Below are 26,768 nucleotides of genomic sequence, written 5' to 3'. Positions count from 1 at the left end.
GTTCGGCTGAGCCATTCCTCTGCTCTGTCAAGCTTGACCGGGCATGACGCATGGGGAAGTGTGCGCGGCGATTAGTCACAAGGGACGGCGATGTTGGGGTGCCGTCCGAGGGGAGAGTAATATGGCGGCTACGCCTGCAGCTTCACACGCGCATTGGTCCTCGCGCTTTGCATTCATCATGGCCGCGGTTGGTTCCGCGGTTGGTCTCGGCAATCTCTGGCGTTTCCCGTTCCAGACGGGTGAAAACGGCGGGTCGGCCTTCGTCCTGATCTATATCGCCTGTGTGGCGCTGATCGCATTCCCGGTCCTCATGGCCGAGTTCACGATCGGCCGCCGGGCGCAGAAGTCCGCTGTGACCTCGACGCGCACGCTCGCCGTTGAAGCCAAGAAGTCCGGAAAATGGTCCTTCGTGGGCTGGGTTTGTATGGCCGGTGGTTTCCTGGTGCTGACGACCTATTCCGTGATCGCCGGCCAGGTGATGGCGATGTCGGCAGCGGGTTTCGCAGGCGGTTTCGCCTCTGAAGCGGGCGCCAATATGTACTACCAGGGTGAAGGCGTTCAGCTGTTCTGGCACGCGCTCTTCATGGCCCTGACCATTTGGATCGTGTCGCGCGGCCTCAAGGGCGGTATCGAACGTGTGGTCACCATCCTCATGCCGCTCTTCTTCGTCATGCTCGCGGCATTGACCATTTTCGCTGTTGTGCGCGGTTTCTCTGACGGGTCTACCGCACAGGCCTTCACCTATCTGTTCACGCCGGACTTCTCCGTCGTTGATGGCGGGACGTTCGTGTCTGCCCTGGGCCAAGCCTTCTTCTCGGTTGGTGTCGCCTCGGCGATCATGATCACCTACGGCTCCTACCTGACGAAGGACACCAATATCGGCGAGAGCGCCGTGGTGATTTCCGGTGCCGACACGGTCGTCGCCCTGGTTGCCGGTTTCATGATCTTCCCGATCGTGTTCTCAGCCGGTGTTGACCCGGCAGCGGGCATGAGCCTGATCTTCGACACCCTGCCGGCTCTGTTCGCCTCCATTCCGGCTGGCAATATCATTGGCGGGGCCTTCTTCTTCCTGGCCTTCATCGCCGCGCTGACCTCGTCAATCTCGCTGCTGGAGGCCACGGTGGCCTTCTTCGACGAGCATTCAAACTTTGGACGGCCGCAGATCGCTGGTCTGCTAGGCGGTTTTGCCTTCATGATCGGTGCGGGCGCCGTCTATTCCTCGCAGTTCGCCGGCGGTTTCGTCGACATCCTGTCGGGTGAGATCCTGCTGCCCTTCGGTGGTTTCCTGATCGCCGTCTTCACCGGTTGGGTTCTGCCGAAAGCCATCTTGCGCGAAGAGCTCAGCCATGCGTCCAACCGCATGTTTGGCTTCTTCCACTTCATGATGCGTTACGTCATCCCGTTCGTCGTCGGTCTCGTGCTGGTGCTCGGCCTGGATGCCCGCTTCAACGGTGGCGCGCTCAACGGCATGCTCGGCCTCGGCTAGCCGAGCTGATCTGCAAAAGCGTCGGTGGCGCGCACCAGCGCGTCCACCACGCCCGGCTCACCGGCCGCATGGCCGGCATCGCCGATCAATTGGAGCCTCGCTTTCGGCCAAGACCGGGCGAGGCTCCATGCTGTTCGGGGGGGCGTGACGACGTCATATCGGCCCTGAACGATAACACCCGGGATATCCTTCAACCGCTCGGTCTGATCGAGAATCTGGCCGTCATAGTCAAAGAAGCCCTTGTGCTGGAAGTAATGCGTCTCCAGGCGGGCGAGGGCATCGGCGCGGATCGGATCAGCCAGCGGAGCGCTGGGGTCCCCGGCTAGCGAGATCAGCGCGCTTTCCCAGCGCGCCCAGGCCAGCGCGTCCGGGCGGCGGCGGACCACATCAGGCTCGGTCAGGCGCTCATAATAAGCGCGGACAATGTCGTCGCGCTCGGTATTGGCGAGCGGATTGACCAGCCGGTCCCAGGCGTCCGGGAACAACATGTTGGCGCCCTGTTTGTAGAACCAGTCGAGCTCGATCTGGGAACAGGTGAAAATACCCCGCAGAACGAGGCCGAGGCAGCGCTCCGGGTGCTGCTGGGCGTAGGCGAGCGCCAGTGTGGCCCCCCAGGACCCACCGAAGACGATCCACTTGTCGACGCCCATGAGTTCGCGGATGCGCTCGATATCGTCGATCAAGTCCTGGGTCGTATTGGCGCGCAGGCTGGCATGCGGCGTGGACCGGCCACAGCCGCGCTGATCAAACAGGATGACCCGGTAGCGTTCGGGGTCGAAGAAGCGGCGCAGGGCGGGTGAGATGCCGCCGCCGGGACCACCATGCAGCGTCACGACCGGCAGGCCGTCATGCCGGCCGCATTCCTCAATGTGCAGATTGTGACCATCGCCGACATCAAGCCGCTGAGTCCGGAAAGCCCGGACTGGCGGGTAGAGCAATCGTCTCAGATAGGCTGCGTCCATTTGCTGATCTGCTGTTAGTGAGTCTTAAACCGAATAAACCATAGCCTATCGCGATACGACCCGGTATCGTCTTTAGGTATTGGGGTGTCTTCTAGTATTGGGACGAAACTGCGATGGGCAAGTTCCTCGGTGTAACGGTTATGGCCTGCGCCTGCCTGGTAGCGACTGGTTGTGCCAGTGCTCCCATATCCGTCGCCAGCTCAGCTCTTCCCGGTTCCACAGCTCCAGAAATTGACCAGCAATCTGCACTCCGCCGCGCCGTCGACCGGCTACAATCGGTGTTTGAGGACCGCGGCTGGATCCGCCCGGCCAATAGTATGGCGGCTTCGGCGCGTGGCTGGATGGCCCGCCTGACCGGGCAGGCTGACGAAGACGAGCCGATCATCGAACGCGATGACCAGCTGCCCTATCTCGCCATGACCGATCTTGGCTCGCTGGACAATGCCGCCGCGGTTGAACTCCTGCGTATGGATCTTGAACAGGCTGACGCGCTGGTGCGCGAGGTCGATATCGCCGCCCATATGCTGGCGACCACCGAGCAACAGATTTCGCGTTCCTCACTGACGCGGGACCTAGAACATGTCGAACGCGCCGTGGCGCATTCACGCCAGGCGCTGGAAACCTTCGACGCTGCGATCGCCGCTGTCGCTCCTCGGCTCGATACCGAGAGCCTGGATCATGTCCACATGCAGCGTGCCCAGCTCGCCTCGCATGCCGAACGGCTGCGTGACCGGGCCGATGAGTTGGCCAATCTGCGTCACTATCTGCGCGCTACGGCGAGCTGATGCTTCATCCCGACCAGGTCAAAGGCTTCCTTGATCCCAAGGAAGGTGAGGCGCTTGCATCCCTGGTGCGCGAAGCGGGACAGCTGGGACCGGTGCTGGAAATCGGCAGCTATTGCGGCAAGTCGGCGCTTTATCTCGGGCCGGCAGCGCGTGATGCCGGAACGGTGCTTTATACGCTCGATCACCATCGCGGTTCGGAAGAACACCAGCCCGGTGAAGAATATCACGATCCCGATCTGTTCAATGCCGCGCTCGGTGCGGTCGAGACCCTTCCGGCCCTGCGTGAGACCCTGTTCAAGGGAGAGCTGGAAGACTGTGTGATCCCCGTTGTCGGCCGCTCAGCGATCATTGCGCGTCACTGGACTACGCCGATGGGCATGGTGTTCATCGATGGCGGCCATTCCATGCAGGCCGCGCTGGCCGATTATCGCGGCTGGGCCGGGCGTGTGGTGCCGGGCGGGATACTCGCCATCCATGACGTCTTCCCCAATCCGGAAGATGGCGGTCGTCCGCCTTATGAAATCTGGAAGCTGGCGGTGGCGTCCGAGCTGTTCGAGCCGGTCAAACGCGTAGGGACGCTGGAAGTCCTTCGCCGCCTGGCTTAGCCGGCAATTCCGCGACATGAACCCGGGTCAGCAAGCTTGAGCCCGGCGTGAGCGCATCGAGCGCGTCCGCTGCCAGCACCAGTGCACCGGCGGTCCAGGACGGGCGCTCATAGGGCCAGAGCACGTGTTCTTCATATTGCCAGCCCATCCAGTAGCCGCCTTCATCCGCGGCCAGCGGTGAGAGATTGGCCAGCAGGGTCCGCGCCTGATCGGGCTTTTCTGCAGCCAGGCAGGCGAGGACAAGTTCCGCGGTCTCCGCGGCGGTCACCCAGGGTTCGTCATGAACGCACCGGCAGCCCATGCCGGGGGAGACGAACTCGCTCCAGCGGGCATAGAGCCGCGCCCGCCCGGTTTCAGGCGAGAGCACGCCAGCGAGGACCGGATAATACCAGTCCATGGCATATCGCCGCCGGTCGGTCCCAAACCGATCGAAACGGGCATCATTTTCACGCAGGACAGCGCCGATCGCCTGACGGGCGCTGAGCCAGTCATCGCGGCGCTCGCCCATCGCCATGGCGGCAATGAGCGCGCATTCCAGGGCCTTGTAGAGGCTGGCATTGCCGGCCCGCAGGCTGTCGATTTCGGACAGCTCCTCATGGGGTTCGCGAGCGCGCCATACGATATCGCCATGCTCGCCCTGGTGAGCGAGGACGAAATCCATCGCCCGCGACAGCATCGGCCAGTAGCGCGGCAATTGGTCCAGCGCGTTCAGCGCCAGCAGGCTGCGCAGCACGGTGACGGCGACATAGCCGGTGAAATTGGTATCGCGAGCGGTGTCCGGTGTCCCGGGGACCAGACGGCGATTGGCGTCGTCGAGCGGAACCGAAGCGCCGAGGTCGCCGGTAAAGCCGCCATCGGTCTCCTGGCGCTGATTGAAAGCATCGAGGGCCTTCAGCGTGGTCTCCCGGCGACCGGCAATCGCCAGGGCCATGGCGCTCTCGCCATGATTCCACGCGTCCCAGATCCCCGCCTCGACCCAGGGAATAGAGCCGTCGGGGCGTTGCAGCTGCTCGATCCAGTCGGCACAGCCCCGGATGTCGACCAGATCGCTCATCTAGGCGCTCTTGCGGAAGTACATGACAACGGACTTGCCCATCACCGGGTTCAGGAGCCATTCCATCGCCCGCGTCAGCCACGGGCGCTGCAGCAGGTCCCATTCGAGGAATTTGCGATAGGTCCGCACCAGGCCGGAGGTCTCGCGATTGTCCCACAGGGCGCATTGCAGCCACCAATAGGGGCTGTGCAGGCCATGCGCCCAATGCCGGGCAAAGCGGGCAAAGCCCTGGCTCTCAACAGCGCTCTTGAGCGCCTTGGAGCGGAAAATGCGGACATGGCCGCCCGGCGTGTTCTGATAGCCCTCCGACAAGGCCCAGCAGATCGCCTCGGGCCAGTAGCGCGGTACAGAGGCCGCGAACAGTCCGCCCGGCTTGAGAATGCGGGAAATCTCCTCGAGCACCTTGTCCGGATCGGGCACGTGTTCGAGGACTTCGGAACAAATCACCCGGTCGAAACTGTTGTCGCCAAAGGGCAGGCGACCGGCATCACCGGCTGTGGCATAGGCGCCGCGCTGTTCTGACGTTGATGGAGGCGGCGGTAACTCGAAAAATCCGTCCCAGGCGACCTTCACTTCCTCCTGGGAGAGGTCGAGCCCGACCACTTCCACCGGTACATCATTCCAGTACAGCGCATGCATGTGACGGCCACGGCCGCAGCCCAGGTCCAGCACGCGCATTCCGGGTTCAAGGTCGAGATCCTCGATACGGATGGTGACCATCATGATGTCTGTCCTCGTTCGGCCAGGGCTTCAGCATAAAGACGGCTCGCTGCGAGGGCATGGCCGCGCCACTGGAAGGCTTCAACCGCGCGCTGGCTCGCCGCTTCGCCCATGGCGCGGGCCTTGGCCGGGTCGGCAAGCAATTGCGCCAGGTTGTCCGCCATGGCATCAGCATCGCCGACAGCAGACACCAGGCCTGTTTCACCCACGACTTCCGGCAGGGCGCCGCCATCGCTAGCGGCAACGGCTGCGCCGCAGGCCATGGCCTCGGCCGCGGGGAAGCCGAAGCCTTCAAAGCGGGCCGGACAGGCCACGATATGGGCGCGCCGGTAAAGCTGGGCGATATCCTCCCGGGTCAGGCCGGAAGACGAGGTTACCCGGTCGCTGAGCCCCAGGGTTTCCAGCGCGCGCTTGGCAGGCCCGTCACGCAGCTTGCCAACGATGTGCAGGCGCGCTTGCGGATGATCCGGCGCGATCCGGGCCAGCGCTTCGATCAGAACATCGAGGCCCTTGATCGGCGCATCGGCGCTGGCGGTGGTGACGATGAGGCCGGTTTCGCGCTCAACCGACTTGTCCGGGTAGAAAATCCCGTGATCGAGCCCGTTGAAGGCGACGCGCACCCGGTCCGGCGCGACACCGTAGTGCTCAACATGGCTGTCGCGTGCCGCGCCGGAAACCGCAAGCAAGCGGGGCAGGGCACGGGAGCTCTTTGCCTGCATGCCGACGAAATGATACCAGCGCCGCGTCAAGGCGCGTTTCCACCATTTCTGTCCGGCCGCGACTGCGAATTCGCGGTCGATGGCGATCGGGTGATGCAGGGTGGTGATAACCGGCAAGTGCTTGTCGATGCGCAAGAAGGGCGTTGCCAAGGTCTGGTTGTCATGGATCACGTCAAAGCGATGAGCCTCGCTGCGCAAGAAGCGTTCAAGCCGGCGCGAGAAGGCGTAGAGCTCACCGAAGGCACCGGAATTGTGCGACAGCCATTCCGACAGATCGGCCCAGGAGGCCAAGTGCCTCGGGCGCAGCGCCAGGAAGGCATTGTCTTCGGCAAACAGGTCGAGCGAGGGCAGTTCGATCAGCTCAACACCCTCAGGCAATTCCGGATAGGGCGGGCCCGAAGCCACCGTGACCTGATGGCCCAGCTCCAGCAGCGCTGTGACCAGCTCGCGAATGTAAACGCCCTGGCCGCCAACATGGGGATGCGAACGATAACCGGTGACCAGCACGCGCAGTGGCCGCAGGGTTTCCGGCAGCCGCGTGTCATTGGGGCTTGCAGAAAGCAGAGGATTTCGGTCCATGGGCTGGTCCCGCCAAGATAGGTGGGCGGAAACTAACGAAGTGAACACTGTTCGCCAAGCGCCAAGACTGTGCTCAAACCGCAATCTGTGCAGGCGTACCGATCTGGAAAGGCCCAGAATGTCCACCGCAGCTCCGGTTCGATTTGCGGCCTATTACGGGGCTTTCTATCTGACCTTCGGGGCCTTCCTGCCGTATTTCCCGAAATGGCTGGAAGGGCGCGAACTGTCGGCGGAGTCGATTGGGCTGATCGTGGCAGCCGGACTGGCTGGACGCACACTGGTCTCTCCGCTGGGCGCGCGCTGGGCGGATCAGGCGCGTCGCCGGCGTAGCCCGATCCTTGCCTTCGCCATCCTCTCCCTGCTGGTTTTTGCCCTGCACACGCCGCAATGGGGCGCGCCTGTCTTGGCGTTATTGTCCTTCTTTTCCGGCGCGGTGCTGTTCGGCCAGATACCGCTGATCGATGCCTTTGCCATGCGCGCGGCCAGCAAGGACGGGTTCGCCTTCGGCCCTGTGCGCGCCGTCGGATCGGCCCTGTTCATCGTCTCCAATTTTGTCGCCGGTGCCATGATCAACGCGGCCGGCAGCGAAAGCGTTCTTTACTGGATGATATTCGGCACCGCCTTGATCACCCTGGCCGCAGCCTTCCTGCCGGCCGGTGAACAGGAAGACCCCGCCAGTGCCGGCGGGGCGGACTGGGTGCGGATCGGCCGTTTGATCTACGGGCCGTTCGGCCTGGCCCTGGCGGCCTCGGCCCTGGTGCAGGGCGCGCATGGCTTCTACTACGCGTTCTCGGCCGTCGCCTGGACAGCCCAGGGACATAATGAGGTGCTGATCGGGGCGCTCTGGTCGACCGGTGTCGCCATCGAGATCGGGTTTTTGTGGCTCTCCGGGCGCGGCTTGCTGGGGCGGTTATCGCCCGCCATGCTGCTCGGCGTCGGCGCAGCGGCGTCGATCCTGCGCTGGGGGCTGACGGCGCTGGCGCCGCCGCTCTGGGCCCTGTTCGCCCTGCAGCTGCTGCACGCCTTGACCTTCGCGGCGACCTATATCGGCTTTTTGCGTTATGCGGTGCAATCAGTGCCTGACCGCTATGCCGCCACGGCACAGGCGATCAATTCAGCCCTGTCCGGCGGCGTGGTCATGGCGGTTGCCTCTGCGGTGTCCGGATACTTCTTTGCCCGCATAGGCGTGGGCGGGTTCGCTATCATGATCGTGCCAGCGGCGCTGGGCCTGGTTGCAGCGATTGCACTTTGGCGTGTTTCGCCACTAACGCCTGCAGAAAAAATCGAGTAGGGTCAGCCTTATGAGGGGAAAGCCTGCATCTTCTGTCACCGCGGCGGGAGTGGTTTTGCGTGCCGACGGCGCCAAAACCATTGTCGAGCTGCATGGCGACTGGACGGTTGAAACCGTCGGGCGCATGGACGCAACCCTGCGCGATGTCGAGGAGAGCGTGGCTCCTGGCGATATCGTCATTGACCTGAGTGATCTGGGCCTGATCGATACGGCCGGGGCCTATATTATCGGCCGCGTCACCCGACGCTGTTCCGAGCCCGATGGTGATTTCCATTTCATCGGTGAACACCCGACCGCCCGTCGCCTGATCGAAGAAGTCCGCGCGCGCACCACAATCTGTCCGGCAGAGGACGAGGCGGGCTACGGTTTCGGTCCGGCCTTGGCCCGGATCGGCGCCGGAATCGAGGCGGTTTTGCGCGAGGCGCTCGATACGTTCGCCTTTCTCGGCAAAACCATCATGACCGGGTTCCGCACGCTCGCGAACCCGCAGCGACTGCGCCTCACACCAACGATCTGGGCGATGGAAGAGGTCGGCGTCAACGCCATGCCGATCATCGCCGTCCTGTCCTTTTTTATCGGCGCAGTGGTTGCTTATATGGGCGCCAACCTGCTGCAGACGCTCGGTTTTTCTGTCTTCACCGTGGAACTGGTCGGCATCGCTGTCCTGCGTGAATTCGGCGTTCTGATTACCGCCATCATGCTCGCGGGCCGATCGGATTCGGCCTTCACGGCGCAGATCGGGTCGATGAAGATGCAGCAGGAGATCGATGCCATGCGCGTGCTGGGCCTCGACCCGTTCGAAGCCCTGGTCCTGCCGCGGGTCATCGCCTGTGTCCTCATGGCCCCCTTGCTGACCTTCGGAGCCATGATTGCCGGCATTTTCGGCGGCATGATTGTCGCCTGGAGTGCGCAGGACATCTCGCCAACCCTGTTTATCGCCCGCTTCCATCAGGAATTGCCCTGGGATCATTTCCTTGTCGGCATGTCCAAGGCTCCCGTCTTCGGCCTTGTGGTCGCTATTATCGGCTGCCGCCAGGGCATGATGGTGTCCGGTGATGTGGAATCGCTCGGCCGCCGCGTGACCGCTTCGGTCGTGCAGTCGATCTTCGCTGTTATCGTGCTCGAGGCGATGTTCGCCATGATGTATCTGGAGCTGGGGATATGAGCGACGATATCCTGATCTCCGTGCGTGGCCTGCGCACTGCATTCGGCCGTCATGTCGTGCACGAAAATCTCGACCTGGATATCCGGCGCGGTGAGATCATGGGCCTGGTCGGCGGCTCGGGTACCGGCAAGACCGTGCTGCTCAACAGCATTCTCGGCCTCAAGGAGCCCGATGGCGGCGATATCCTGTTCAATGGCCGACGTTTTTCGCAAATGACCGCGCTCGAGCGTCTCAAGGTCAATTCGCGCTGGGGGGTGTTGTTCCAAAACGGCGCCCTGTTCACCTCGCTCACCGTGCTCGAGAACGTCATGGCGCCGCTGCGTGAACATATCGATATGCCGCCCGCCCTGATGGAAGAGATTGCGGGCATGAAGATCGGCCTGTCCGGTTTGGCACCTGATGTCGGCGACCGCTACCCGTCGGAACTCTCCGGCGGTATGCGCAAGCGCGTGGCCCTGGCGCGCGCCCTGGCGCTCGACCCGGAAATCCTCTTCCTGGACGAGCCGACAGCCGGTCTCGACCCGATCGGGGCGGCGGCTTTTGATAGCCTTATTCTTGAATTATCCCAGGCCCTGGGCCTGACGGTTTTGATGATCACCCACGATCTCGACAGTCTTCATGCCATTTGCGACCGCGTCGCGGTTCTGGCAGACAAACGCGTGGCCGCGGTTGCACCGATCGAGGCCCTGTTGCGCAATCCGCATCCCTGGATCCAGGAGTATTTCCATGGTCCGCGCGGTCGCGCAGCGCTGGCGGGGAAAGAGAGCTAGACGATGGAAACGAAAGCGCACCACGCCCTGGTGGGGCTGTTCACCGTGATCCTTGTGGTCGCCGGTGTGTTCTTCTCGCTTTGGATGGCGAAAGTCTCCTTTGACGAGGAATACGCCATGTATGACATCGTTTTCGACGGCCCGGTCCGTGGTCTGCGCGAAAGCGCTGAGGTGCGATTCAATGGTATCCAGGTCGGCGAGGTGACCGAGCTGGGGCTGGACGAGCAAAGCCGTGTGGTCGCCCGCGTCCAGGTGCTGGCGCAAACCCCGGTCCGGATCGACAGTTTCGCCCAGCTGGAACCGCAGGGCCTGACCGGTCTGTCCTATATCCTTATCTCCGGTGGTTCGCCTGACGCGCAGCGCTTGCAAAGCCCGGCCAATCGCCCGCCGCCGCGCATCTTTGCCCGGCGCGCGCAGCTGGAAGGCCTGGTGGAAGGCTCGGAAGACGTGCTGGATGCGGCGCAGATCGCGCTCTTCCGCCTGTCCGAACTGCTCAATGAAGACAATATCGAGGAAGTCTCGCAAACGCTGACCAATCTGCGCGAGATCACCGACCGTCTGAGCGAGGAAGATGCCTTGATCGCCGATGCTCGGGACGCCATCCAGCGCATCGATACTGCGGCATCGGATATCTCTGTGGCGGCCCAGTCGCTGCAGCAATTCTCCGTCTCGGCAGAGAATTTCCTCATCGATGATCTCACGCCGGCGGTCAATGAGACGACACTGGCCGCCATGGCGGTTAATCAGGCGGCGGTTGATACCGATTACCTGGTTCGCTCGGTAACGCCTGCGGTGGAGAATTTCGCCGATAACGGGCTCGAAAATATCACCCGCTCGGCAGCTAATCTGCAGCGCCTGACCGAGGCGCTGGAACGTATCGCCAGCGAAATTGAAAACAATCCGGGTCAGTTCATCGCCGGCACGCCGCGCGAACAGGTGGAGGTTCCGCAATGACCGTATCGACGATCAAAGGCCTGGCGCTTGCCGGGCTCAGCGCCCTGGCCCTGACGGGCTGTGTCTCCCTCTTGCCGGAAACCGAGCCGGTCGCCGTTTATCGGCTGTCCAGCCCGGAGCCGCGCCAGAGCAATGGGGCGAGCGACCGCGTCATTATCGAGATCGAGCGCCCGATGGCACCGGCCGGCTTGAATGGCGACGAGATCGCGATCCAGGTCAGCGAACAGCATCTGGCCTATATGGCCGGCGCACGCTGGATTTCGCCGGCACCGAGCCTGGTGCAGAATCTGGTCATCGACACCTTCCATTCTGACGATACCGGTATTGACCCGGTCCGGCCCGCTGATGCGGTTCGCGGTGAGTATGAACTGCGTCTTGATCTGCGCGAGTTCGAGGCCGCTTATGACCAGGGCGAGAATTCTGCGCCGGTCGTGCGCGTGCGCATTGCGGCCCGTCTGATCCGCGAGAGCGGTCGTGAATTCGTCGGGTCCCAGGTGTTCTCGGCGGAAGTGCGGGCGCGAGAAAACCGAGCTGGCGCCATCATCGACGCATTCAACGCGGCTTCCACGCAGGCGGTCAACGAGCTGGCTCGCTGGACCGCTGACAATACCGGCTAGTTCGCCCGCTTATTCACCCTTGTCGTCGGCATTCGCCGCGCGCGGATTGTTGTCGCGGTCTTCCGGCATGGATGACAGCAGATCCTTCCAGCGCCAGCCCGGCTCGCTGCGACGACCGGTAACCGGTCCGGAAGCGGCGGCCGCCGGCTTGGGAGCATCTCGCTCGGGGAAGCCGACACGCGTTTCAGCTCCGCCACGATCTTCATCGGATACGCCGGTCAGACCGGTGTTCATTTCATCGCGGCTTGGGGTCTCGGCCTGAGCGCGGACCGCGGGTGCGGCGTCGCCAGCCAGGTCTTCCGGCGCGCGATTGCGGCGCGGCAGCGGTGACGGGACTTCATTGAGCCCGAGATCCGGCACACGGCGGCCACCGGCGACAGAACCCATGCGCAGCATGAAGTCGCTCAGCAGCTCGTAATTCTGGCGTATACGGGCCTGGAAGGCCGCATCAATCTCCTGCGCCTCCTCAGCCGCAGCCAGGGCGGCGGCATTGAGCCCTTCAAGCCCGCGGCGCAGCGCATCGGCGGCCTCCTGGGCGCGGGTGCGGGCGAGCTCCGGCATTTCGCCAAGGCGCTCGGTCATGGAATCGATCTGGCGCTCCACGGTCTGGGTTTCCGCCCGTGCCGAGGCCAAAACGGCTTCCAGCCGACGGCGCACCGACTCAGCAGCATCATCAGCCGCCTGGGCCGCCTTGGAGGTGAGCTTTTCTGCTTCCGCAATGCGCTGTTCGAAGGCCTGGTCAGACCGTTGGGCGGCCTCGAAGGCCGCTTCATTGGTCTGTTGTACCTTGTCGGCTACGCGCTCCGCCTGTTCTTCCACGGCGGCGATGGCGACATCGGACATGGTTTTGGCTTCCTGGGCTGCGGCGACGAGCCGGGCCAGGGCGGATTCATGTTCGCGCGCCGCATGATCGGTTTCCCGACGGACATGGCCGGCCAGTTCCCGCGACCGCGTCAGGGCATCATCGACGGCATCCTTGAAGGCGCTGGCCCCATCGGTGGTCGCGGCGCTGAGTGCCTCGGCACCATCGCGCGCTGCGGTGACCATGACGTCGAGCTCGGCGCGATGGAAGTCGAGCGCAGCGGCGATCTTCTCCTGTTCCTTGCGCAGGGCTTCGCCGGTTTCACCGAGCTTGGCCTTGTGCGTGTCATAGGCCGTGTCGAGCCCGTCAGCGCGCGTTTTCAGCTCGTCAGACAGGTCTCGCAGGTGCTCGATACGGTCGGTGATGCGGGCCGAAACCACCTGGCCGCGCTCGGCCATGGAGGCACTGGCATCGTTGAGCGTATCGACCGTGGCCAGAAGCCGCTTTTCGGTATCATTGGCCTGGCTCGCAGCCAGTTCCGCTGCCGCTGCGACCATTTTTGATTGATCGGAGATCGCCGCGGCAATCAGGGCAGCCTTGTCATCAAGGCTTTCGGACACTTCGCCGAGCCGCAGCCGTTCCTTGCGCAGTCCGGACAACAGCGTCTCGGTGCGTTCATGGGCGTCACCGGCGGACTGCTCCAGGGTTTCCGCATGGTGATTGATCACCTCTTCCATCGCGGCAAGCCGGGCCAGGGCGCTGTCCATGCTGTCATTAATGCGCTCGACTTCACCGGATACGGCGTCGGCCAGCGTTCTGATCTGTTGCCCGGCATGGGCTGCCGGTTGCGCCAGGCGGCTGATCGCGGCTTCGACCCGGTCAGTATTACGGGCATTGCGGACAATTTCCCGTGCCAGCAGGCCGCACATCGCAAACAGCAGTGCCGGCGTCAGGGCGAAAACAGCCAGGCCGGTGAGCTGGCCGAAGCCGAACCGGGTCAGGCTTTCCAGGGAATTGATGCCGAGATAGCCGACGAGGAAGGCGCCGGCCGCACCAATCCACAACAAGGCGAAAATATTTCCGGTCCAAACCAGCCACGCGCCGGACCGGTCGGATTGCCGACGCGCGGCCGGGCCGGTATCGGGGGCGCCCGATTCGGACGTCATCTGGCTGCGCGGCGCCGCTGTAAGGGGGGCTTCGCGGCTCTCCGCGATCAGGTCGATTTCAGCCAAAACGCTTGAATTCTCTTGCAGATTCTCGGTCATTTTGATGCTCGATACAGTGCTTGGTCTGCCCGGGAGCGCGAATTCTTCAGCGCATCGTCCGGCGGGGCGATGTCTTAATCAAACTATAACGAGCATACGCCCAAAGGCTCGGCTTAGACACAGATAATCTATGCAGAGACTGGATTTGCGGCGGAAAATTGATCCGATTCGCGTTAATCAGCTGTCGTAAACGCGGGTGTGCTCGACCAGCACCGGCCGGGTTTGCACCGGTAAAACCAGCATGGACGCGTCGCATTCGGCGAGCCGCCGCAATTCGAGTTCGGCCGCGCGCCGATCATCGATGGAATAGGCAGCCGGGCGCAGATAGCCGGCTGGCAGGTATTCAACCGTTTCGAATTCGACAGGCGGTTGCGGATCACAGTTGACGGCCGGGGTGTATTCGATGCCAACCAGCGACATCGCAAGGACCGCAAGCCATTCAATGAAGGCGGCGAGCAGGTCGGTCATTTTAGCTGTCCCTCTAAAAGCACCAACGACATAATCGGTATGACTATAGCCTTGCGAATTTTCAATTCACGAAGCCGTTGAAATGCGTGAAAACTTTGTAAGAATAAGGCTGAATCGAGGCGAATTCGCCTAAAGGGAGAACTTCATGCCGGCTGCGCCCCGCGCGATGCGTTTTGAGAGCTTGGACACGCTGCGCGGCTTTGCCGTTCTCGGCATCCTGATGGTGAACGTCCAGTATTTCGGCCTGCTCTGGCCGGCGACGGATTACCCCTATGTCCAGGGCAATTTCGATCAGCCGGCCAATCAGCTGGCCTGGTGGTTCACCCAGACCTTTTTCACGCTGAAATTCATCACCCTGTTCTCCGCCATGTTCGGCGCGGGGATTTGCCTGATGCTGGGAACGGGTGAGGCAGCGCACAAGCGGCACTGGCGGCGCATGCTCTGGCTGCTCTTCTTCGGCCTGATCCATGCCTACATATTCTGGTACGGCGATATCCTCGTACCCTATGCGCTTGCCGGGATGGTGGTGGTGACGGCACGTCGCATGACCACGGGTGGGTTGCTGGCTCTTGGCCTCGGCCTGGGAGCCTTTACCGGCCTCTTGATGATCGGTGGTGCCGCCATCGGCGCGCTGCTGGGCGATACCACCACTGGCGCCGATGCGATGGGCTTCACGCCGGAGCGGGTAGCGGAGCTCACAGCGCTCTACCAAGCCGGCTTCATTGATCGCCTGCCCTACAATATGGCGACGACGCTGATTTTCGAATTGATCCAGCTGGTGATGTTTTCCGGCCGAATTGCCGGCATGATGCTGATTGGCATGGCCGCCTTCCGCGCGGGGTTCCTGACCCTGGGCTGGTCGGCCAAGCGTTATGGCTGGTGTGCGGCGATTTGCATCCCGCTGGGCGTCGCCCTGAGCGGCTGGCAAGCCTGGTATCTGCTCGCCAATGATTTTTCGACGGCCATCGCTTGGCAGGCCGCCGCGGCGCAGTATGTCGGCTCGATGATCCTGGCCTTTGGCTACGCCTCGGCAATCATGCTGATCTGTCAGCAGGTCTGGATGAAGCCGGTCACGTCAGTGCTGGCAGCGACCGGCAAGATGGCCTTCACCAATTATCTCACCCAGACACTGATCATGACCTTCATCTTCGTTGGTTTCCCGGGCCTTGGCCTGTTCGGCCAGGTTGATCGCTCGGTCATGGTCCTGATCGTGGTCGCCGTCTGGGCATTGCAACTCACCTGGTCGCCGTTCTGGCTCAGCCGCTTCCGCTTTGGACCGATGGAATGGGCCTGGCGTTCGCTCACCTACGGCAAGGCGCAGCCGTTCAAACGCAAGTCCGAACCGGCGGCCGATCAGTCTGCGTCGGGCTGATTTTCCGGCGCGGCCTTGGCAAAGGCCGGCAAGGCACGTGCCGCCTCATCGGCTTTGACCAAGGTCGGGCAATTGCTCAGATCGGTCTCCCAGCGCCGCGCATTATACATTTGCGGCACCAGATAGACCTCGCTCATGCCCGGCGTGTCGCCGAACAGGAATGGCGTCGAGCGTGCATGCCCGGCAACCATGCGCTCCAGCGCTTCCAGGCCTGATTGGGTCCAGCGCTGCGCCCAGGCTTTCATGCCGTCAAATCCCGAGCCGTCCAGCGCCGCCGCCGCTTTCAGGATGCGCAGGTTCTGAACCGGGTGAATGTCGCAGGCGATAACGGAGGCCCAGCCGCGCACAAGACAGCGCGCATCGCTGTTATCGGGCAGGAGTGCCGGCTGCGGCCAGGTTTCCTCGATCCATTCCAGCATGGCCGGAGACTGCACCAGGCGCATATCGCCATCTTCCAGGAGCGGCACCAGGCCCTGAGGCTGTTTAGCCAGCCAGGCCTCGCCGGTCTGTTCTCCATCTTTCAGATTGATGGAAACCTGGTCATAGGCGACGCCCTTGAGATTGAGGGCAATGCGCAGGCGATAGGCAGCGCTGGAACGCCAATATCCATAAAGCGTAAGCGGCATGATCATGCTCCCGTGAGAGTGAAGGTGAGGCTGGGCAGGCCAGCAATACCAGCCTCTACCGTGTCGCCCGGACTGACCGCCGCGACACCGGCCGGCGTGCCGGAGAAGATCAGATCGCCCTCGGCCAGATCGAAATAGCGTGACAGGGCGTCAATCAGCTCGGCGGGCGGCAGGATCATCTGCTTGAGATCACCGCTCTGGCGGCTTTCGCCATTGACGGACAATGTGATCGCACCGGTCTTGGGCGGTGGTCCGAGGCGCAATGGTCCAACCGGGGCCGAGGCAGTGAAAGCTTTGCCGATTTCCCAGGGGGCCCGCTTTTCTTTCATTTGCGCCTGAAGATCGCGCCGGGTCAGGTCGACACCCGTACCAGAAGCGATGATTTCAGCGCCGGGACCGAGGGCGAGCACCATCTCTACCTCGTGATGCAGGTCGGCTGTTTGCGGCGGGTAGGGGACGGCAGCACCGGTGATCACACTGTGGGCGGGTTTCATAAAGAAGATCGGTTCCGCTGCGGCGCCCATTTCGGCCGCATGGTCCGCGTAATTGCGGCCGATGCAGAAGATGCGATTGACCGGGAAGCTGCGGCTATCGCCGTCCAGGGCGAGGCGTGGGGTGGGGCGGGGCGCGAAAAGATCTGTCATGGCCCTGCCTTAGCGTGCGCCGGGCCCGACGTCGAGGCGCAGCGCGTGCTTGTTCCGGCGCCATTGACCCGGCAATCTACGCCCATGACCAAGCCCACGCCGCTCCGCCTGCATGACTATCTGCCTTACCGTCTGGCCCTGGCCTCACACCGGGTCAGCCGCATGGTCGGGCGGGCCTATCGCGCCCGCTTCGGCCTCTCAATCCCGGAGTGGCGCGTCATCGCCATTCTGGGTGAGGAAGGTGAAGCAACAGCGCAGGGGCTGGGCGATGCGGCTGGCTTGGACAAGGTATCCGTCAGCCGGGCCGTGCGGGCGCTGGTCGAGCGGGGCCTCGTGGAAAAACGCCCGCATGGGCGCGACCGCCGCTCCTCGCTTCTGCGCCTGACACCGGATGGTGAAGCGGTTTATGCCGATGTCGCGCCTGCAGCACTCGCTGCGGAGGCGGCTCTGGTCTCCGAGTTGACCGGCGAGGAGGAGCGCGTGCTGGCTGCCCTGCTCGAGCGCGTTCGCAACCGGGCTCAGGCGCTGCTTGACGACCCGTCCGCACCCGTTGATTGACGCAGCCGGAAATGTGCCTGGATCCGGCCGGAAACGAGCATGGACAGGGCGACAGCCAGCGCGAATACGAACAGGCCGGGCAGAGGGGCGGCGCCGAAGACAAAATTGCCCCGGACAGTCAGGACCAACAGGGCAATAACGAGGACATCGGCCATCGACCATTTGCCCAAGAGTTCAAGCAGCCGCAGCTGCCCCGGACCGGGGGGCACGGTGCGCCGGAATTGCAGGCGCCACATCCAGATCAGCTTGGTGGCCGGGAAGATCAGAGAGAACACCCATACGATAGCGGCGAGCGCATACTCGTCAGCTTCGAGTAGGGCGAGGCCGAAACCGGCGATGGAATGTTCGCCGCGCCAGAGCCAGACATGCGTTGTTTCAACCGCCGGCAAAAGCAGGCCGAGCACAAAGAGCAGACTGGTCAGAAGCAGTAGAGCGCTGGTCAATTGCCCGCGTTTTTCATCCGCCAAGGCCCGCATCGGCATCACATCCTGATCTTCTTTCCACTTTTTTGCATATGCCGCCCCGATCTTGGCGGAAATGCGGTGGAGGCAGAAAAGAGTGTTTCGATGCAACTAAGTTCCTCACTTTGAAGAAGAAATCGGAATGTCGCTCGGTTTTTCTTTTTTTCCTTTTTATTTCGCACCCTTATCAGGTTCTGAAATATGCATTGTTTCGGTAATATCGCATTATCCCAGAGAAAGTTAGGGTTAATTATCCATCGCTACCCCCTTTCGGTAACGCGGGTCTGATGAGCCCGTGGGTGCCTCGGAACAAGGGATACATCGATGCGCAATTTTCTCCTGCCGGTAGCGGCGGGGCTGCTGCTGGCTGCTCCTGCAGCTGCGGAAACGACCACGCGCGACCTTGAGGTCATTGGTCGGGCCCTCGGATTTGTTGAAAACCAAAGCGGCAGCGAGCGGGTTCTCGCTATCGTCCATGACGCCTCCAGCGCCGGTGAAGCAGAGGCCCTGCTCACCGCACTGAGTGGCGGCCTCCGCGCCGGCCGCGTGACGCTTACTGGCCGCCTTGTTAGCAGTGCTGAGCTTTCCGGTCTTGATGGAGCTCACGCTGCGGTCCTCATAGGCGGCGCTGCGGGTGATCCTTCGATCGCTCAAGCCATTAATGCGGCGGGTATTTTATCTGTCGCCAGCGATATGGGCTGCGTTGAGGCCCAGGGCTGCGTCATGGGTGTCCAGAGTGCGCCATCGGTCCGCATCGTGGTTAACCGCGCCAATGCAGACGCCGCCTCAGTCTCATTCGCTGCCGCTTTCGCGATGATGATTGAAGAAATCTAGGCGAAGTACAGAATCTCAAGGATATGAAAATGAATACGCGCTTCCTCATGATGTCTGCTACTGCGCTCTCCGCAGCAGCTGTGCTGTCTTTGCCGGCGATCGGGCAGTCTCTCGATTACAGTGCTATGAGTGACTTGTTCGGCGAGGCGGTAACGGCCGGCGCCACCGGTGCTCCGCAACGCTCCTCCGATGTCCCCGCGACAATGATCATCATCACGCGTGATGATATTGCCCGTTCGCCGGAGTTCGATATCCCCGGGCTCCTGCGTCACTATGCCGGCATCAATCACAACCGTTTTGGTTTCGGCGACAGCCAGGTCTCCATTCGCGGCGAGGCGTCCGGTTACATGCCGCGCCTTCTCGTCCTGGTGAATGGCCGCGAGGTCTACCTGGACAGCTATGGCTATACGGCCTGGTCGACCCTGCCGGTCCAGCTGGAGGAAATCCAGCAGATCGAAGTGGTGAAGGGGCCGCAATCGGCGCTTTACGGATTCAACGCCGTCTCCGGCGTCGTCAACATCATCACCCGCAATCCGGACTTCGGCGACTGGGCCAGTGCCCGGGTCAATGTCGGTGATGGTGGTTATGGCGATGTCTCACTCACCGCCGGGCGACGCCTCGGCGAGCGCGCATCGGTGCGTTTTTCTTATGGTAACGCCGGAGCCGATGAATTTGATCCGGTCGAGAGCAATACCTTCGCCGTTTCGCTTGCCGATGGCGATTTCAGCCGTGAGACCGCGGCGATTGAAGGCCGGTTCCAGCTCTCCGATAATATTCGTCTCATCGCAGAAGCGACGACCTCGGAAGTCGAACTGCAAGAGTTGACCAGTATCTATTACACCACGCGCTCGCTCTATGAGCTCACCTCCTACAAGGTCGATGTCGAGGCGGACACGGATTTCGGTTTCCTCACCCTGTCCGGCTATCGCAACGAAACCGAAATCGCCTATGATTTCGGCCCGTCGAGCAATGAGCTGACGGCTTTCCGGGTACAGAATCTGTTCAAGCTCGGTACCAGCGATACGGTACGCTTGTCCGCGGAGTACCGCGAAGGGACCACGGTGTCGTTCCCGGATCCTGGGAATGGCGGCTTCGGTTACGAGACCACCGCGTTTTCGGCCATGTGGAACCACAAATTCTCAAACGCTGTCGACCTGACACTGGCCGGTCGCTTCGACAATGTAGAATGGAGCCGTGACGGCGATCCCAACCCGGCACTCTACATCTTCTCGCAAGAAGACTATGACGTCTCCTTTGAGGAGTTCTCTTACAACGCAGCGCTGGTCTGGCGCCCGCAAAGCGGCGGGGCAGTCCGCTTCTCAGCCAGCCGCGGTATCCAGGCTCCGTCGATGTTCGATATCGGCTTCACGCTGTTTACGACGTCTCCAATACCGCTGGCGATTACCGGCAATCCGAATATCGAGACTTCGGTCGTCACCGCCTATGAGGTCGCTTACGATCGGGCCATCAGCCCCACCGTCGACCTGCGCGCTGCGGTCTTCATGCAGGACACCAGCGATGTGCGCGGCACGTTTGGGGCATTCCCGGACATTCTGCCACCCGCCGCGCCTGTTCCGGTCCTGTTGTTCAACAACCGCGGGGACACCCAGACGACCGGTGCCGAGATCAGCCTCACGGGTAACCCGGACGGACCGTGGAACTGGGGTGTGAACTACACCTATCAGAGCGTCGACGACGATCTGGATACGTTTGGTCTCTTCACCGCCCTGGACTTCGAGAGCGCAACGCCGGAACACTTGGCCAACGCCCATGTTGGATGGACCGGCGAACGCTTCACCGCTGACGCTTATCTGAATTATGTCTCTGGTACGACGAGCCCGTTCCAGCCGGAGTTCGGAACCTTGACCCGGTATGACCTGGACGCCTCGCTGGCGGCCTCCTTCCGGGCTGGCTACCGGATCAGCGACCATGTCAACGTCTCGCTGAACGCCCAGAATGCCAATTTTGGCAGCGGCGAGATCACCAATGTGAATTACCAGCCCGCTTCACGGACCTGGTTGCAGCTTTCCACCGCCTTCTAGGTGGGGCCGGTAGGGTGTCCCGCAGCATGCAGGCGCTGCGGGACATCAGCTCAACCGGCGCGTTCCGTCTGCAAGGGAGAGAGAAATGATCAAGGGAGCCTCGATATTCCGGCTCACGATCGCGCAATCCTTCGCGGTCGCTCCGGTAATGGCGATTATTGCCCTGGCGAGCGTTGCCGGACTGGGGGGGTGGTCGTTGAATTCGGCCTCTGACACCCAGGTTCGCGTGGTCGCAGAGATGGAAACCGGCGTGGCCCTGACGCAATTGCAGGCCGAGCTGGAAACCATCAATGCCGATGTGCTGCAGATCGTCACCCGCCAGGCGGCCGGCGATACGCTGGATGTCATGGCCGAATTTGAGGCCGTCAGCGCAAATGTGGACGCAGTCTCCAACCGGATCGAGGAATTGCGCGACAGTCCGGTGCTTGATGGGCGTGGCGATACGCTTGATGACGTCGTCGAACAACTGGGACTGTACAAGGATGCCCTCGACTTCGTCGGGCAGATGCTCGAGCTAGATTTTGCCAGTTCGGTGGCCTTCCTGGCCCCCTTCGACGGGGTTTTTAATCAGCTCAATGCTGATCTGACGGGTATCGCGGCCCATGCCGCTGATCTGGCCCGCGAGGATACGGCTGCTGCGCAGGTGGCTGCCCGGCGATCGGTCTTTACCTTCATTGGTGTGACCGTGGTTGTCGGTATCGGCCTTTTGGCCGTGTCGCTGCTCTATGGCCGTCGCACAGCGCGTTCAGTGCGCCGGATTGCCGATGCGACGGAGACCCTGGCCAATGGCGATTTCGATCTCGATATCGCGGCGCTGGAGCGGCAGGATGAGCTTGGGGCTGTTGTCGACAGTCTTAAGCGCTTCCGCGAGAACGGCATGCGGGCCGAGGCCCTGGAGAGTGAACAACGCCAGCAGGCTGCCGATGATGCGGCCCGGGCTGAACGGGTCAATGCGCTGGCAGAGGGCTTCGACAAGGAAGTGATGACCTTGTTGGGCGAGGTCGCTGAGGCCTGCTCGGCCATGTCGGCCATCTCACAGCAATTGTCGCAGACCGCTGCTGAAGGCTCGGAAAAGAGCGGAGAAATGGCGAATGCCGCGGCTGAAGCCTCGAGCAATGTCGAATCCGTTGCGGCTGCGGCGGAGGAGCTCACAGCCTCGATTCAGGAAGTCACGACCCAGATCCAGGGCTCTTCGGATATGGCCAGCCGTGCTGATGAGCGGACCCGTTCGGTGCAGCAGGTGGTTGAGAACCTGGGTAACGCGGCCCAGGAAATCGGCCATGTTGTCGAGCTGATCAATGATATCTCCGAGCAGACCAATCTGTTGGCGCTCAATGCAACCATCGAGGCCGCGCGTGCCGGTGAAGCCGGCAAGGGCTTCGCCGTTGTGGCGTCCGAGGTGAAAACCCTCGCGGCCCAGACCGCCAATGCGACCGAGGATATCCGTGACCAGATCCAGTCCATCCAGGACGCCGCGCAAGGCTCCTCGCGCTCCATTGGAGAGGTGACGGACGCGGTGGGCGAGATTTCGCGTGCCGCCTCGGCCATTGCCGCTGCAGCAGAACAGCAAAGCGCTTCGACGCGGGAGATTTCCGCCTCTGTCGCGCACGCTGCAACCAGCGCCCGGTCGGTCACCGATAATGTGGAAATGGTGTCCCGCTCGGCCGGTCAGACCGGTGAAGCCTCGCTGGATGTATTATCTGCGGTCGAGACCGTGACGGAACGCACGGACCGGCTCAACCGGACGGTGGAAACCTTCCTAAAAGAGGTACGCAAGGCCGGCTGACGTCTCTCCCAATGCCTTTGCCTTGTGTCACGAAGGCGCCCGGGTCGAGTTCCGATCCGGGCGCCTCTTTATTCAGCGGTACCCGTAATCAGAGGTCAGTTCGCGCCATCGCAGTGTGTCGCCCTCGCGGTCATTGTCGACCAGCCGGTCCTGCAGGCGTTCACCGGTGAAGCGGTCGAAGCACTCGATGAAAAGCGCATCCACATGCCGCGGGGAGCCTGTGGGTGGGCGGCCAGTGAAGTCGCTACGGCGGAAAGAGTAGGCACCGCTATCGCCGATCTCGAAGCGCCCGCGCAACTCGAAAGCGCCCCGCTGGGAGCGCACTTCCATGGTGCAACTCATCGTCGGCAGCGGGTCCGGATAACCGTCGTCGAGATCATCATCCCCGCCTGACAGAAGCGGCGGCAGCGCGAAGCCGTCATCATAGAGCATAAGCTCCCAATTGCTCGCGCTGTAGTCAACAACAGCTCTGAACCGGCCCGTGGCCGGGACAATGTCGCAGCGATAATAATTGGGGAAGGCGGCGCAAATCCGGCTGTGCAGGCGCGGATCGAGATCGCGGTAGTCGTTGCGGCAGAACTCGTGTGAGCGGTTGCGGTCGCAAAAGCATTCATACCCGTCCGGGTCACGGCGGCATTGATAGCTCGACCCGAAGGGCCAGGATGGTTGTCCTGCTCCTAAAAGGCTCGCTGCGATAATGGCAGCCGTCACCGACATCAACTGACCCCACTCACTCTTCACCCCGCCCGAACAGCCAGTCTTGGGTAGGAACCGGGCCGTTCTGAGGCACAAGTCTCAACGCGCGGACGATTTTACTCAAGCCTTGATGAGGCGGAGTTGAACGCAGCGTTGGCACCGGCCAGAAAAACGCCCCCGGGAGCGGTCCGCTCACGGGGGCGTGGTGCAATCTGGTGGCTGACGCAGGACCTCGCTCAATAGCGGTGGTGGCGTCGTGGATGCCGGTCGAGATAACGCACCAGCCGCCGTGACCCGCGTTCGACATAAGTATAGCCCCGGCCATCTGCGCAAATCCGCTCCGACACCAGCGCCGGCTCGCCGCGGAAATGGCCATAGCGGCGCTCACGCCAGCAGCGCGTATATTGGTAGCGGCTCGGGCCGTAATAGCCGCGCCCATAACGCCCGCGGTCATAATAGCGGTGGCGGTGACGATAGCGGTCATAGCGGCGATGACCGCGATGGCCGTATTCGTGGCGATGACGGCGGTCATAATGCCGGTCGCGATGGCGATCACGGCGATCATAACGGTGATGGCGGCGGTGATCGTGAACCGCAGCGCTGTCGGTGACAGCCGCACTGCCCGCCAGCGTGTTGTCTGCAGAGGCGGCTGAATTGCTCGAAGCGAGTGCACTACCCCCGCTGAACAGGGCGGCTCCAAAGGCGAAACAGGCTGCTATGACTAGACGTCTCATCGTCATCCTCCATTCCCCAAACAACACGATACACTAGAAATTCGCGTCTGACGGGAGGGTGAACAAAAAATTCACCTTGATGAGGAAAATCCGCGTGCCGCTAGCGCCTTAAGCGTGCTGTTAACGCGCACGCCCTAGGCTTGCTGCATGGTTGCTGAACTCAAATCCGAAGGTGTGCCGTTTTTCGACCGGGCTCACCTGACGCAATACACCGGCGAGGATGAAGCGCTGCAGCGTGAATTGCTCGCGCTGATGCTCGACCAGGCCCAGCGCTGCACCAATATGATGGCCGCAGCCCGCGAACGCTCGGAGTGGCGCACCGCTGCGCACACGCTCAAGGGCGCCGCGCGCGGTGTCGGTGCGTTTGCTCTTGGCCAGATGTGTGATGAGGCTGAGGAATTGCCGGAGATGGCTTGGCCGGGGGCCGCGGTGCGTATCGCGCAGTGCGTGGAGGCTACGCGCAAGGCCTTTGGTGCCCTGGCGGACTAGTCCCGCGTCTTGTCCCAGACCGTAAACTCGTAGGCGATCGAGCGTTCGACCAGTTCGCGCCAGACCGGCTCGGCAATGCTGGTCGACAGTCCGGCTTTTTCCGCTTCAGCGGTGACCTTGGAAATCACGTCATTGATGCGCCACTCATCGCGGACCACATCGCGCGAGGGTTTGATGCGCGCGGCCGCTTCCATATAGCGCGCCCGCACGGCGATCAGCGCCACCAGTTCACGGTCGAGCGCATCCACACCCTCACGCACCTGCGCCATGGTTTCGCAGGCTTCCGGGGTCGTGATCTGTGCGGTTTCAGTGTCGCTCATCAACGCATCTCCAACTCGTCGGACGTGGTTATAGGGCGGAGCGGGCAGGGGCCCAAGAGGCGGACTGTCACAGGTTTCGCTGGTGCGGGACAGCGGAGGCTCGAAAACCGGTTGGCCTGAACATTTCCGGCGCTACAGTGGCGGCCAATCATGGGAGGCGTATATGGCAGATCCGGTTGTGATCTATGGCGACAAGACCAGCGGCAATTGCCTCAAGGTGAAATGGACCGCTGAACATCTCGGCCTCGCCTATGACTGGCGCGACATCTCGGTGCTCAAGGGCGAGACCCGCACCGATGATTTCCTCGCCATCAACCCAGCCGGCCAGGTGCCCTGCCTGGTGCGCCCGGATGGCCGTATCCTGGCCCAGTCCAATGCCATCATCTTCCATCTTGCCGAAGGTTCTCCGCTGATTCCGGAGGACCGGTTCGACATGGCGAAAATGCTCGAATGGATGTTCTGGGAGCAATACAGCCACGAGCCCTATATCGCCGTGCGCCGTTTCCGCATGGCCTATCAGGGGCTGAGCCCGGAAGAGATCGACAGTGATCTCTACGCCAAGGGTCGCCGCGCTCTCGGGGTCCTGGAAATGCGACTTCTGTCGCGCGATTTCATCGTCGCCGACCAGCTCTCTCTCGCCGATGTGGCCCTGGTCGCCTACACCCGCGTCGCTGACGAAGGCGGGTTCGATCTCGACGAATTCCTCAATGTCCGCGCCTGGGTCAGCCGGGTGGAAAGCGAAATGGGCATTGATATGGATGAAGGACGGTTTCACGCGCTGGGTTAGCGCGCCAATTCCTTCATCGCCTCATCGACACCTTCCAGCGTCAGGCCGAACATGCGGTCCGGGCCGATCAGGTCCTGGATGATGCGGGTGGAGTGGGAATAGTCCCACCATTCTTCCGGTTGCGGATTAAGCCAGATCAGGTGCGGCCAGGTCTCGGCGATGCGCTTGAGCCAGACTGAGCCCGCCTCTTCATTCCAGTGCTCGACCGAGCCGCCGGCATGGGTGATCTCATAGGGCGCCATGGCCGCGTCGCCGACGATGATTACCTTCCAGTCATGCGGGTATTTATGCATGATATCCAAGGTCTTCACGGTCTCGGCGCGGCGCCGGAGATTGGACGTCCACAGGCCCTCATAGGGGCAGTTGTGGAAGTAGAAATATTCCAGATTCTTGAACGTCGAGCGGGCGGCGGAGAACAGCTCCTCGCACATGTGGACGTAAGGGTCCATCGAGCCGCCAATGTCGAACAGGACCATGACCTTGATGGCATTGCGCCGTTCCGGGCGCATGATGACGTCGAGCCAGCCCTGTTTCGCGGTGGCATCAATCGTGCCGCCCAGGTCGAGCTCGTCCAGCGCCCCGTCACGGGCGAACTTGCGCAGCCGGCGCAGGGCGACTTTCAGATTGCGCGTGCCGAGCTCGCGGTCGCCGTCGAGGTCCTTGTAGCGGCGCTCCTGCCAGACCTTCACTGCTTTCTTGTGCTGGCTTTCTCCGCCAATGCGCACGCCGGCCGGGTTGTAGCCGGAATGGCCATAGGGGCTGGTGCCGCCAGTGCCGATCCATTTCGAGCCGCCCTCATGGCGCTTCTCCTGCTCTTCCAGGCGCTTTTTCAGCGTCTCCATGAGCTCGTCGAAGGGCAGGGCCTTGAGTTCGGCCATTTCCTCTTCGGAGAGTTGCCGCTTGAGCATGGCTTCCAGCCAGTCCGGCGGGATTTCCTCCTCGCCAAACAGGCCGCTCAACACCTCAACGCCTTTGAAGACATGACCGAACACCATGTCGAACTTGTCGAAATTCTTCTCGTCCTTGACCAGCGCGGCCCGGCTGACGGCGTAGAAATGCTCGATGTCCGGGCTAATCGCGCCCTTGTCCAGCGCTTCCAGCAAGGTGAGGTATTCCCGTGTTGTCACAGGAATATTGGCGGCGCGGAGCTCGGTGAAGAAGTGATGCAGCATGCGCA

The 26,768-nt window shown here is 62.3% G+C and carries 28 protein-coding genes; 15 read left to right on the top strand and 13 right to left on the bottom strand.

All coding sequences use genetic code 11. The features are described 5' to 3' along the window. Nucleotides 1-121 precede the first annotated feature (121 nt). A complete protein-coding gene (locus Q1V57_RS14345; RefSeq protein ID WP_300532224.1) occupies nucleotides 122-1,486 on the top strand; it encodes a sodium-dependent transporter in 1,365 nt (454 codons plus the stop codon). Here the strand turns inward: Q1V57_RS14345 and pip are convergent. Continuing rightward, on the bottom strand, nucleotides 1,483-2,448 hold the full coding sequence (gene pip, locus Q1V57_RS14340) for a prolyl aminopeptidase (protein WP_300532222.1): 966 nt from the start codon (nucleotides 2,446-2,448) through the stop codon (nucleotides 1,483-1,485). The two genes, Q1V57_RS14345 and pip, sit on opposite strands and share 4 nt — an antisense overlap. Nucleotides 2,449-2,561: 113 nt before the next feature. Between pip and Q1V57_RS14335 the strand changes: the two genes are divergently transcribed. Then, complete coding sequence (locus tag Q1V57_RS14335; RefSeq protein WP_300532220.1) at nucleotides 2,562-3,233, top strand: hypothetical protein; 672 nt, start codon at nucleotides 2,562-2,564, stop codon at nucleotides 3,231-3,233. Beyond that, nucleotides 3,233-3,838 (top strand): class I SAM-dependent methyltransferase, encoded by a 606-nt coding sequence (locus Q1V57_RS14330; RefSeq protein ID WP_300532218.1) that lies wholly within the window; start codon nucleotides 3,233-3,235, stop codon nucleotides 3,836-3,838. Before Q1V57_RS14335 ends, Q1V57_RS14330 begins: the two co-directional genes overlap by 1 nt. On the opposite strand, the gene Q1V57_RS14325 is transcribed toward Q1V57_RS14330, so the two are convergent. Genes Q1V57_RS14325 through Q1V57_RS14315 form a run of 3 tightly spaced genes read right to left on the bottom strand, consistent with a single transcriptional unit; the run spans nucleotide 3,795 to nucleotide 6,910 of the window. After that, on the bottom strand, nucleotides 3,795-4,892 hold the full coding sequence (locus Q1V57_RS14325; protein WP_300532217.1) for a hypothetical protein: 1,098 nt from the start codon (nucleotides 4,890-4,892) through the stop codon (nucleotides 3,795-3,797). The genes Q1V57_RS14330 and Q1V57_RS14325 overlap by 44 nt on opposite strands. Next, nucleotides 4,893-5,615 (bottom strand): methyltransferase domain-containing protein, encoded by a 723-nt coding sequence (locus tag Q1V57_RS14320; RefSeq protein WP_300532216.1) that lies wholly within the window; start codon nucleotides 5,613-5,615, stop codon nucleotides 4,893-4,895. It lies immediately after the preceding gene. Next, nucleotides 5,612-6,910, bottom strand: coding sequence for a glycosyltransferase family 4 protein (locus tag Q1V57_RS14315; protein WP_300532214.1), 1,299 nt, complete (start codon nucleotides 6,908-6,910; stop codon nucleotides 5,612-5,614). The genes Q1V57_RS14320 and Q1V57_RS14315 overlap by 4 nt, the downstream gene beginning before the upstream one ends. 118 nt (nucleotides 6,911-7,028) lie before the next feature. Here Q1V57_RS14315 and Q1V57_RS14310 point away from each other — a divergent pair, with 118 nt between their 5' ends. The 5 genes from Q1V57_RS14310 to Q1V57_RS14290 are packed head-to-tail and all read left to right on the top strand — an operon-like array spanning nucleotide 7,029 to nucleotide 11,707. Then, the gene (locus Q1V57_RS14310; RefSeq protein ID WP_300532213.1) at nucleotides 7,029-8,201 is read left to right on the top strand and encodes an MFS transporter; all 1,173 of its coding nucleotides are present in this window, start codon (nucleotides 7,029-7,031) and stop codon (nucleotides 8,199-8,201) included. A 49-nt stretch (nucleotides 8,202-8,250) separates the two neighbouring features. Continuing rightward, nucleotides 8,251-9,366: an MlaE family lipid ABC transporter permease subunit gene (locus tag Q1V57_RS14305; RefSeq protein ID WP_300532225.1), complete on the top strand. Its 1,116-nt coding sequence runs from the start codon at nucleotides 8,251-8,253 to the stop codon at nucleotides 9,364-9,366. Then, entirely contained in the window at nucleotides 9,363-10,136 is a 774-nt protein-coding gene (locus Q1V57_RS14300) for an ABC transporter ATP-binding protein (protein WP_300532211.1), read from the top strand. The genes Q1V57_RS14305 and Q1V57_RS14300 overlap by 4 nt, the downstream gene beginning before the upstream one ends. A 3-nt stretch (nucleotides 10,137-10,139) precedes the next feature. Next, nucleotides 10,140-11,090, top strand: a complete 951-nt coding sequence (locus tag Q1V57_RS14295; RefSeq protein ID WP_300532209.1) for an MlaD family protein — start codon at nucleotides 10,140-10,142, stop codon at nucleotides 11,088-11,090. Next, nucleotides 11,087-11,707, top strand: a complete 621-nt coding sequence (locus Q1V57_RS14290; protein ID WP_300532207.1) for an ABC-type transport auxiliary lipoprotein family protein — start codon at nucleotides 11,087-11,089, stop codon at nucleotides 11,705-11,707. The genes Q1V57_RS14295 and Q1V57_RS14290 overlap by 4 nt, the downstream gene beginning before the upstream one ends. A gap of 9 nt (nucleotides 11,708-11,716) precedes the next feature. Here Q1V57_RS14290 and Q1V57_RS14285 read toward each other — a convergent pair whose 3' ends face one another. Continuing rightward, nucleotides 11,717-13,774, bottom strand: coding sequence for a hypothetical protein (locus Q1V57_RS14285; protein ID WP_300532206.1), 2,058 nt, complete (start codon nucleotides 13,772-13,774; stop codon nucleotides 11,717-11,719). A gap of 177 nt (nucleotides 13,775-13,951) precedes the next feature. Further along, nucleotides 13,952-14,242 (bottom strand): hypothetical protein, encoded by a 291-nt coding sequence (locus Q1V57_RS14280; RefSeq protein WP_300532204.1) that lies wholly within the window; start codon nucleotides 14,240-14,242, stop codon nucleotides 13,952-13,954. Nucleotides 14,243-14,387: 145 nt separating this feature from the next. Between Q1V57_RS14280 and Q1V57_RS14275 the strand changes: the two genes are divergently transcribed. Then, nucleotides 14,388-15,614 (top strand): DUF418 domain-containing protein, encoded by a 1,227-nt coding sequence (locus Q1V57_RS14275; protein WP_300532203.1) that lies wholly within the window; start codon nucleotides 14,388-14,390, stop codon nucleotides 15,612-15,614. Here the strand turns inward: Q1V57_RS14275 and maiA are convergent. Together maiA and Q1V57_RS14265 are read right to left on the bottom strand one after the other, a co-directional pair. Further along, entirely contained in the window at nucleotides 15,596-16,240 is a 645-nt protein-coding gene (maiA, locus tag Q1V57_RS14270) for a maleylacetoacetate isomerase (RefSeq protein WP_300532201.1), read from the bottom strand. The two genes, Q1V57_RS14275 and maiA, sit on opposite strands and share 19 nt — an antisense overlap. A gap of 2 nt (nucleotides 16,241-16,242) precedes the next feature. Further along, nucleotides 16,243-16,884 (bottom strand): fumarylacetoacetate hydrolase family protein, encoded by a 642-nt coding sequence (locus tag Q1V57_RS14265; RefSeq protein ID WP_300532199.1) that lies wholly within the window; start codon nucleotides 16,882-16,884, stop codon nucleotides 16,243-16,245. 84 nt (nucleotides 16,885-16,968) lie between these two features. Here Q1V57_RS14265 and Q1V57_RS14260 point away from each other — a divergent pair, with 84 nt between their 5' ends. Continuing rightward, nucleotides 16,969-17,442 (top strand): MarR family transcriptional regulator, encoded by a 474-nt coding sequence (locus tag Q1V57_RS14260; protein WP_300532197.1) that lies wholly within the window; start codon nucleotides 16,969-16,971, stop codon nucleotides 17,440-17,442. Here the strand turns inward: Q1V57_RS14260 and Q1V57_RS14255 are convergent. Further along, on the bottom strand, nucleotides 17,403-17,918 hold the full coding sequence (locus tag Q1V57_RS14255; RefSeq protein WP_300532195.1) for a paraquat-inducible protein A: 516 nt from the start codon (nucleotides 17,916-17,918) through the stop codon (nucleotides 17,403-17,405). The two genes, Q1V57_RS14260 and Q1V57_RS14255, sit on opposite strands and share 40 nt — an antisense overlap. A gap of 309 nt (nucleotides 17,919-18,227) precedes the next feature. Here Q1V57_RS14255 and Q1V57_RS14250 point away from each other — a divergent pair, with 309 nt between their 5' ends. The 3 genes from Q1V57_RS14250 to Q1V57_RS14240 all read left to right on the top strand — a co-directional run bounded on the left by Q1V57_RS14250 (nucleotide 18,228) and on the right by Q1V57_RS14240 (nucleotide 22,565). After that, on the top strand, nucleotides 18,228-18,737 hold the full coding sequence (locus Q1V57_RS14250; RefSeq protein ID WP_300532193.1) for a hypothetical protein: 510 nt from the start codon (nucleotides 18,228-18,230) through the stop codon (nucleotides 18,735-18,737). Between the two features lie 29 nt (nucleotides 18,738-18,766). Then, the gene (locus Q1V57_RS14245) at nucleotides 18,767-20,779 is read left to right on the top strand and encodes a TonB-dependent receptor (protein WP_300532191.1); all 2,013 of its coding nucleotides are present in this window, start codon (nucleotides 18,767-18,769) and stop codon (nucleotides 20,777-20,779) included. 85 nt (nucleotides 20,780-20,864) lie between these two features. Next, nucleotides 20,865-22,565, top strand: a complete 1,701-nt coding sequence (locus Q1V57_RS14240; RefSeq protein WP_300532189.1) for a HAMP domain-containing methyl-accepting chemotaxis protein — start codon at nucleotides 20,865-20,867, stop codon at nucleotides 22,563-22,565. Nucleotides 22,566-22,637: 72 nt separating this feature from the next. Here Q1V57_RS14240 and Q1V57_RS14235 read toward each other — a convergent pair whose 3' ends face one another. Then, nucleotides 22,638-23,282 (bottom strand): hypothetical protein, encoded by a 645-nt coding sequence (locus Q1V57_RS14235; RefSeq protein WP_300532187.1) that lies wholly within the window; start codon nucleotides 23,280-23,282, stop codon nucleotides 22,638-22,640. Nucleotides 23,283-23,497: 215 nt separating this feature from the next. After that, a complete protein-coding gene (locus Q1V57_RS14230) occupies nucleotides 23,498-23,995 on the bottom strand; it encodes a hypothetical protein (protein ID WP_300532185.1) in 498 nt (165 codons plus the stop codon). A 147-nt stretch (nucleotides 23,996-24,142) separates the two neighbouring features. Between Q1V57_RS14230 and Q1V57_RS14225 the strand changes: the two genes are divergently transcribed. Continuing rightward, nucleotides 24,143-24,484 (top strand): Hpt domain-containing protein, encoded by a 342-nt coding sequence (locus Q1V57_RS14225; RefSeq protein WP_300532184.1) that lies wholly within the window; start codon nucleotides 24,143-24,145, stop codon nucleotides 24,482-24,484. Here the strand turns inward: Q1V57_RS14225 and Q1V57_RS14220 are convergent. Continuing rightward, nucleotides 24,481-24,804, bottom strand: a complete 324-nt coding sequence (locus Q1V57_RS14220) for a chorismate mutase (RefSeq protein ID WP_300532182.1) — start codon at nucleotides 24,802-24,804, stop codon at nucleotides 24,481-24,483. The two genes, Q1V57_RS14225 and Q1V57_RS14220, sit on opposite strands and share 4 nt — an antisense overlap. 163 nt (nucleotides 24,805-24,967) lie before the next feature. Between Q1V57_RS14220 and Q1V57_RS14215 the strand changes: the two genes are divergently transcribed. Continuing rightward, nucleotides 24,968-25,591, top strand: coding sequence for a glutathione S-transferase family protein (locus Q1V57_RS14215; RefSeq protein WP_300532180.1), 624 nt, complete (start codon nucleotides 24,968-24,970; stop codon nucleotides 25,589-25,591). Here Q1V57_RS14215 and Q1V57_RS14210 read toward each other — a convergent pair. Further along, nucleotides 25,588-26,763 carry a VWA domain-containing protein gene (locus Q1V57_RS14210; protein ID WP_366145171.1) on the bottom strand — a complete coding sequence of 392 codons (1,176 nt, stop codon included), beginning with the start codon at nucleotides 26,761-26,763 and terminating at the stop codon, nucleotides 25,588-25,590. The two genes, Q1V57_RS14215 and Q1V57_RS14210, sit on opposite strands and share 4 nt — an antisense overlap. Between the last annotated feature and the right edge of the window lie 5 nt (nucleotides 26,764-26,768).

Source organism: Maricaulis sp. (assembly GCF_030149425.1).
Taxonomy (GTDB): domain Bacteria; phylum Pseudomonadota; class Alphaproteobacteria; order Caulobacterales; family Maricaulaceae; genus Maricaulis.
The sequence above is the reverse complement of the archived record's forward strand: the minus strand, read 5'-3'. Positions and strand labels throughout refer to the sequence as shown.

Bases quoted from the DNA above. Each gene is read 5' to 3' on its own strand.
- Q1V57_RS14280 (WP_300532204.1), bottom strand. From the start codon at position 14,242: ATGACCGACCTGCTCGCCGCCTTCATTGAATGGCTTGCGGTCCTTGCG.
- Q1V57_RS14225 (WP_300532184.1), top strand. From the start codon at position 24,143: ATGGTTGCTGAACTCAAATCCGAAGGTGTGCCGTTTTTCGACCGGGCT.
- Q1V57_RS14235 (WP_300532187.1), bottom strand. From the start codon at position 23,282: ATGTCGGTGACGGCTGCCATTATCGCAGCGAGCCTTTTAGGAGCAGGA.
- Q1V57_RS14345 (WP_300532224.1), top strand. From the start codon at position 122: ATGGCGGCTACGCCTGCAGCTTCACACGCGCATTGGTCCTCGCGCTTT.
- Q1V57_RS14230 (WP_300532185.1), bottom strand. From the start codon at position 23,995: ATGAGACGTCTAGTCATAGCAGCCTGTTTCGCCTTTGGAGCCGCCCTG.
- Q1V57_RS14275 (WP_300532203.1), top strand. From the start codon at position 14,388: ATGCCGGCTGCGCCCCGCGCGATGCGTTTTGAGAGCTTGGACACGCTG.
- Q1V57_RS14265 (WP_300532199.1), bottom strand. From the start codon at position 16,884: ATGACAGATCTTTTCGCGCCCCGCCCCACCCCACGCCTCGCCCTGGAC.
- Q1V57_RS14210 (WP_366145171.1), bottom strand. From the start codon at position 26,763: ATGCTGCATCACTTCTTCACCGAGCTCCGCGCCGCCAATATTCCTGTG.
- Q1V57_RS14285 (WP_300532206.1), bottom strand. From the start codon at position 13,774: ATGACCGAGAATCTGCAAGAGAATTCAAGCGTTTTGGCTGAAATCGAC.
- Q1V57_RS14315 (WP_300532214.1), bottom strand. From the start codon at position 6,910: ATGGACCGAAATCCTCTGCTTTCTGCAAGCCCCAATGACACGCGGCTG.
- maiA (WP_300532201.1), bottom strand. From the start codon at position 16,240: ATGCCGCTTACGCTTTATGGATATTGGCGTTCCAGCGCTGCCTATCGC.
- Q1V57_RS14260 (WP_300532197.1), top strand. From the start codon at position 16,969: ATGACCAAGCCCACGCCGCTCCGCCTGCATGACTATCTGCCTTACCGT.
- Q1V57_RS14330 (WP_300532218.1), top strand. From the start codon at position 3,233: ATGCTTCATCCCGACCAGGTCAAAGGCTTCCTTGATCCCAAGGAAGGT.
- Q1V57_RS14255 (WP_300532195.1), bottom strand. From the start codon at position 17,918: ATGCGGGCCTTGGCGGATGAAAAACGCGGGCAATTGACCAGCGCTCTA.
- Q1V57_RS14300 (WP_300532211.1), top strand. From the start codon at position 9,363: ATGAGCGACGATATCCTGATCTCCGTGCGTGGCCTGCGCACTGCATTC.
- Q1V57_RS14220 (WP_300532182.1), bottom strand. From the start codon at position 24,804: ATGAGCGACACTGAAACCGCACAGATCACGACCCCGGAAGCCTGCGAA.
- Q1V57_RS14250 (WP_300532193.1), top strand. From the start codon at position 18,228: ATGCGCAATTTTCTCCTGCCGGTAGCGGCGGGGCTGCTGCTGGCTGCT.
- Q1V57_RS14245 (WP_300532191.1), top strand. From the start codon at position 18,767: ATGAATACGCGCTTCCTCATGATGTCTGCTACTGCGCTCTCCGCAGCA.
- Q1V57_RS14310 (WP_300532213.1), top strand. From the start codon at position 7,029: ATGTCCACCGCAGCTCCGGTTCGATTTGCGGCCTATTACGGGGCTTTC.
- Q1V57_RS14295 (WP_300532209.1), top strand. From the start codon at position 10,140: ATGGAAACGAAAGCGCACCACGCCCTGGTGGGGCTGTTCACCGTGATC.
- Q1V57_RS14240 (WP_300532189.1), top strand. From the start codon at position 20,865: ATGATCAAGGGAGCCTCGATATTCCGGCTCACGATCGCGCAATCCTTC.
- Q1V57_RS14215 (WP_300532180.1), top strand. From the start codon at position 24,968: ATGGCAGATCCGGTTGTGATCTATGGCGACAAGACCAGCGGCAATTGC.
- pip (WP_300532222.1), bottom strand. From the start codon at position 2,448: ATGGACGCAGCCTATCTGAGACGATTGCTCTACCCGCCAGTCCGGGCT.
- Q1V57_RS14290 (WP_300532207.1), top strand. From the start codon at position 11,087: ATGACCGTATCGACGATCAAAGGCCTGGCGCTTGCCGGGCTCAGCGCC.
- Q1V57_RS14335 (WP_300532220.1), top strand. From the start codon at position 2,562: ATGGGCAAGTTCCTCGGTGTAACGGTTATGGCCTGCGCCTGCCTGGTA.
- Q1V57_RS14325 (WP_300532217.1), bottom strand. From the start codon at position 4,892: ATGAGCGATCTGGTCGACATCCGGGGCTGTGCCGACTGGATCGAGCAG.
- Q1V57_RS14320 (WP_300532216.1), bottom strand. From the start codon at position 5,615: ATGATGGTCACCATCCGTATCGAGGATCTCGACCTTGAACCCGGAATG.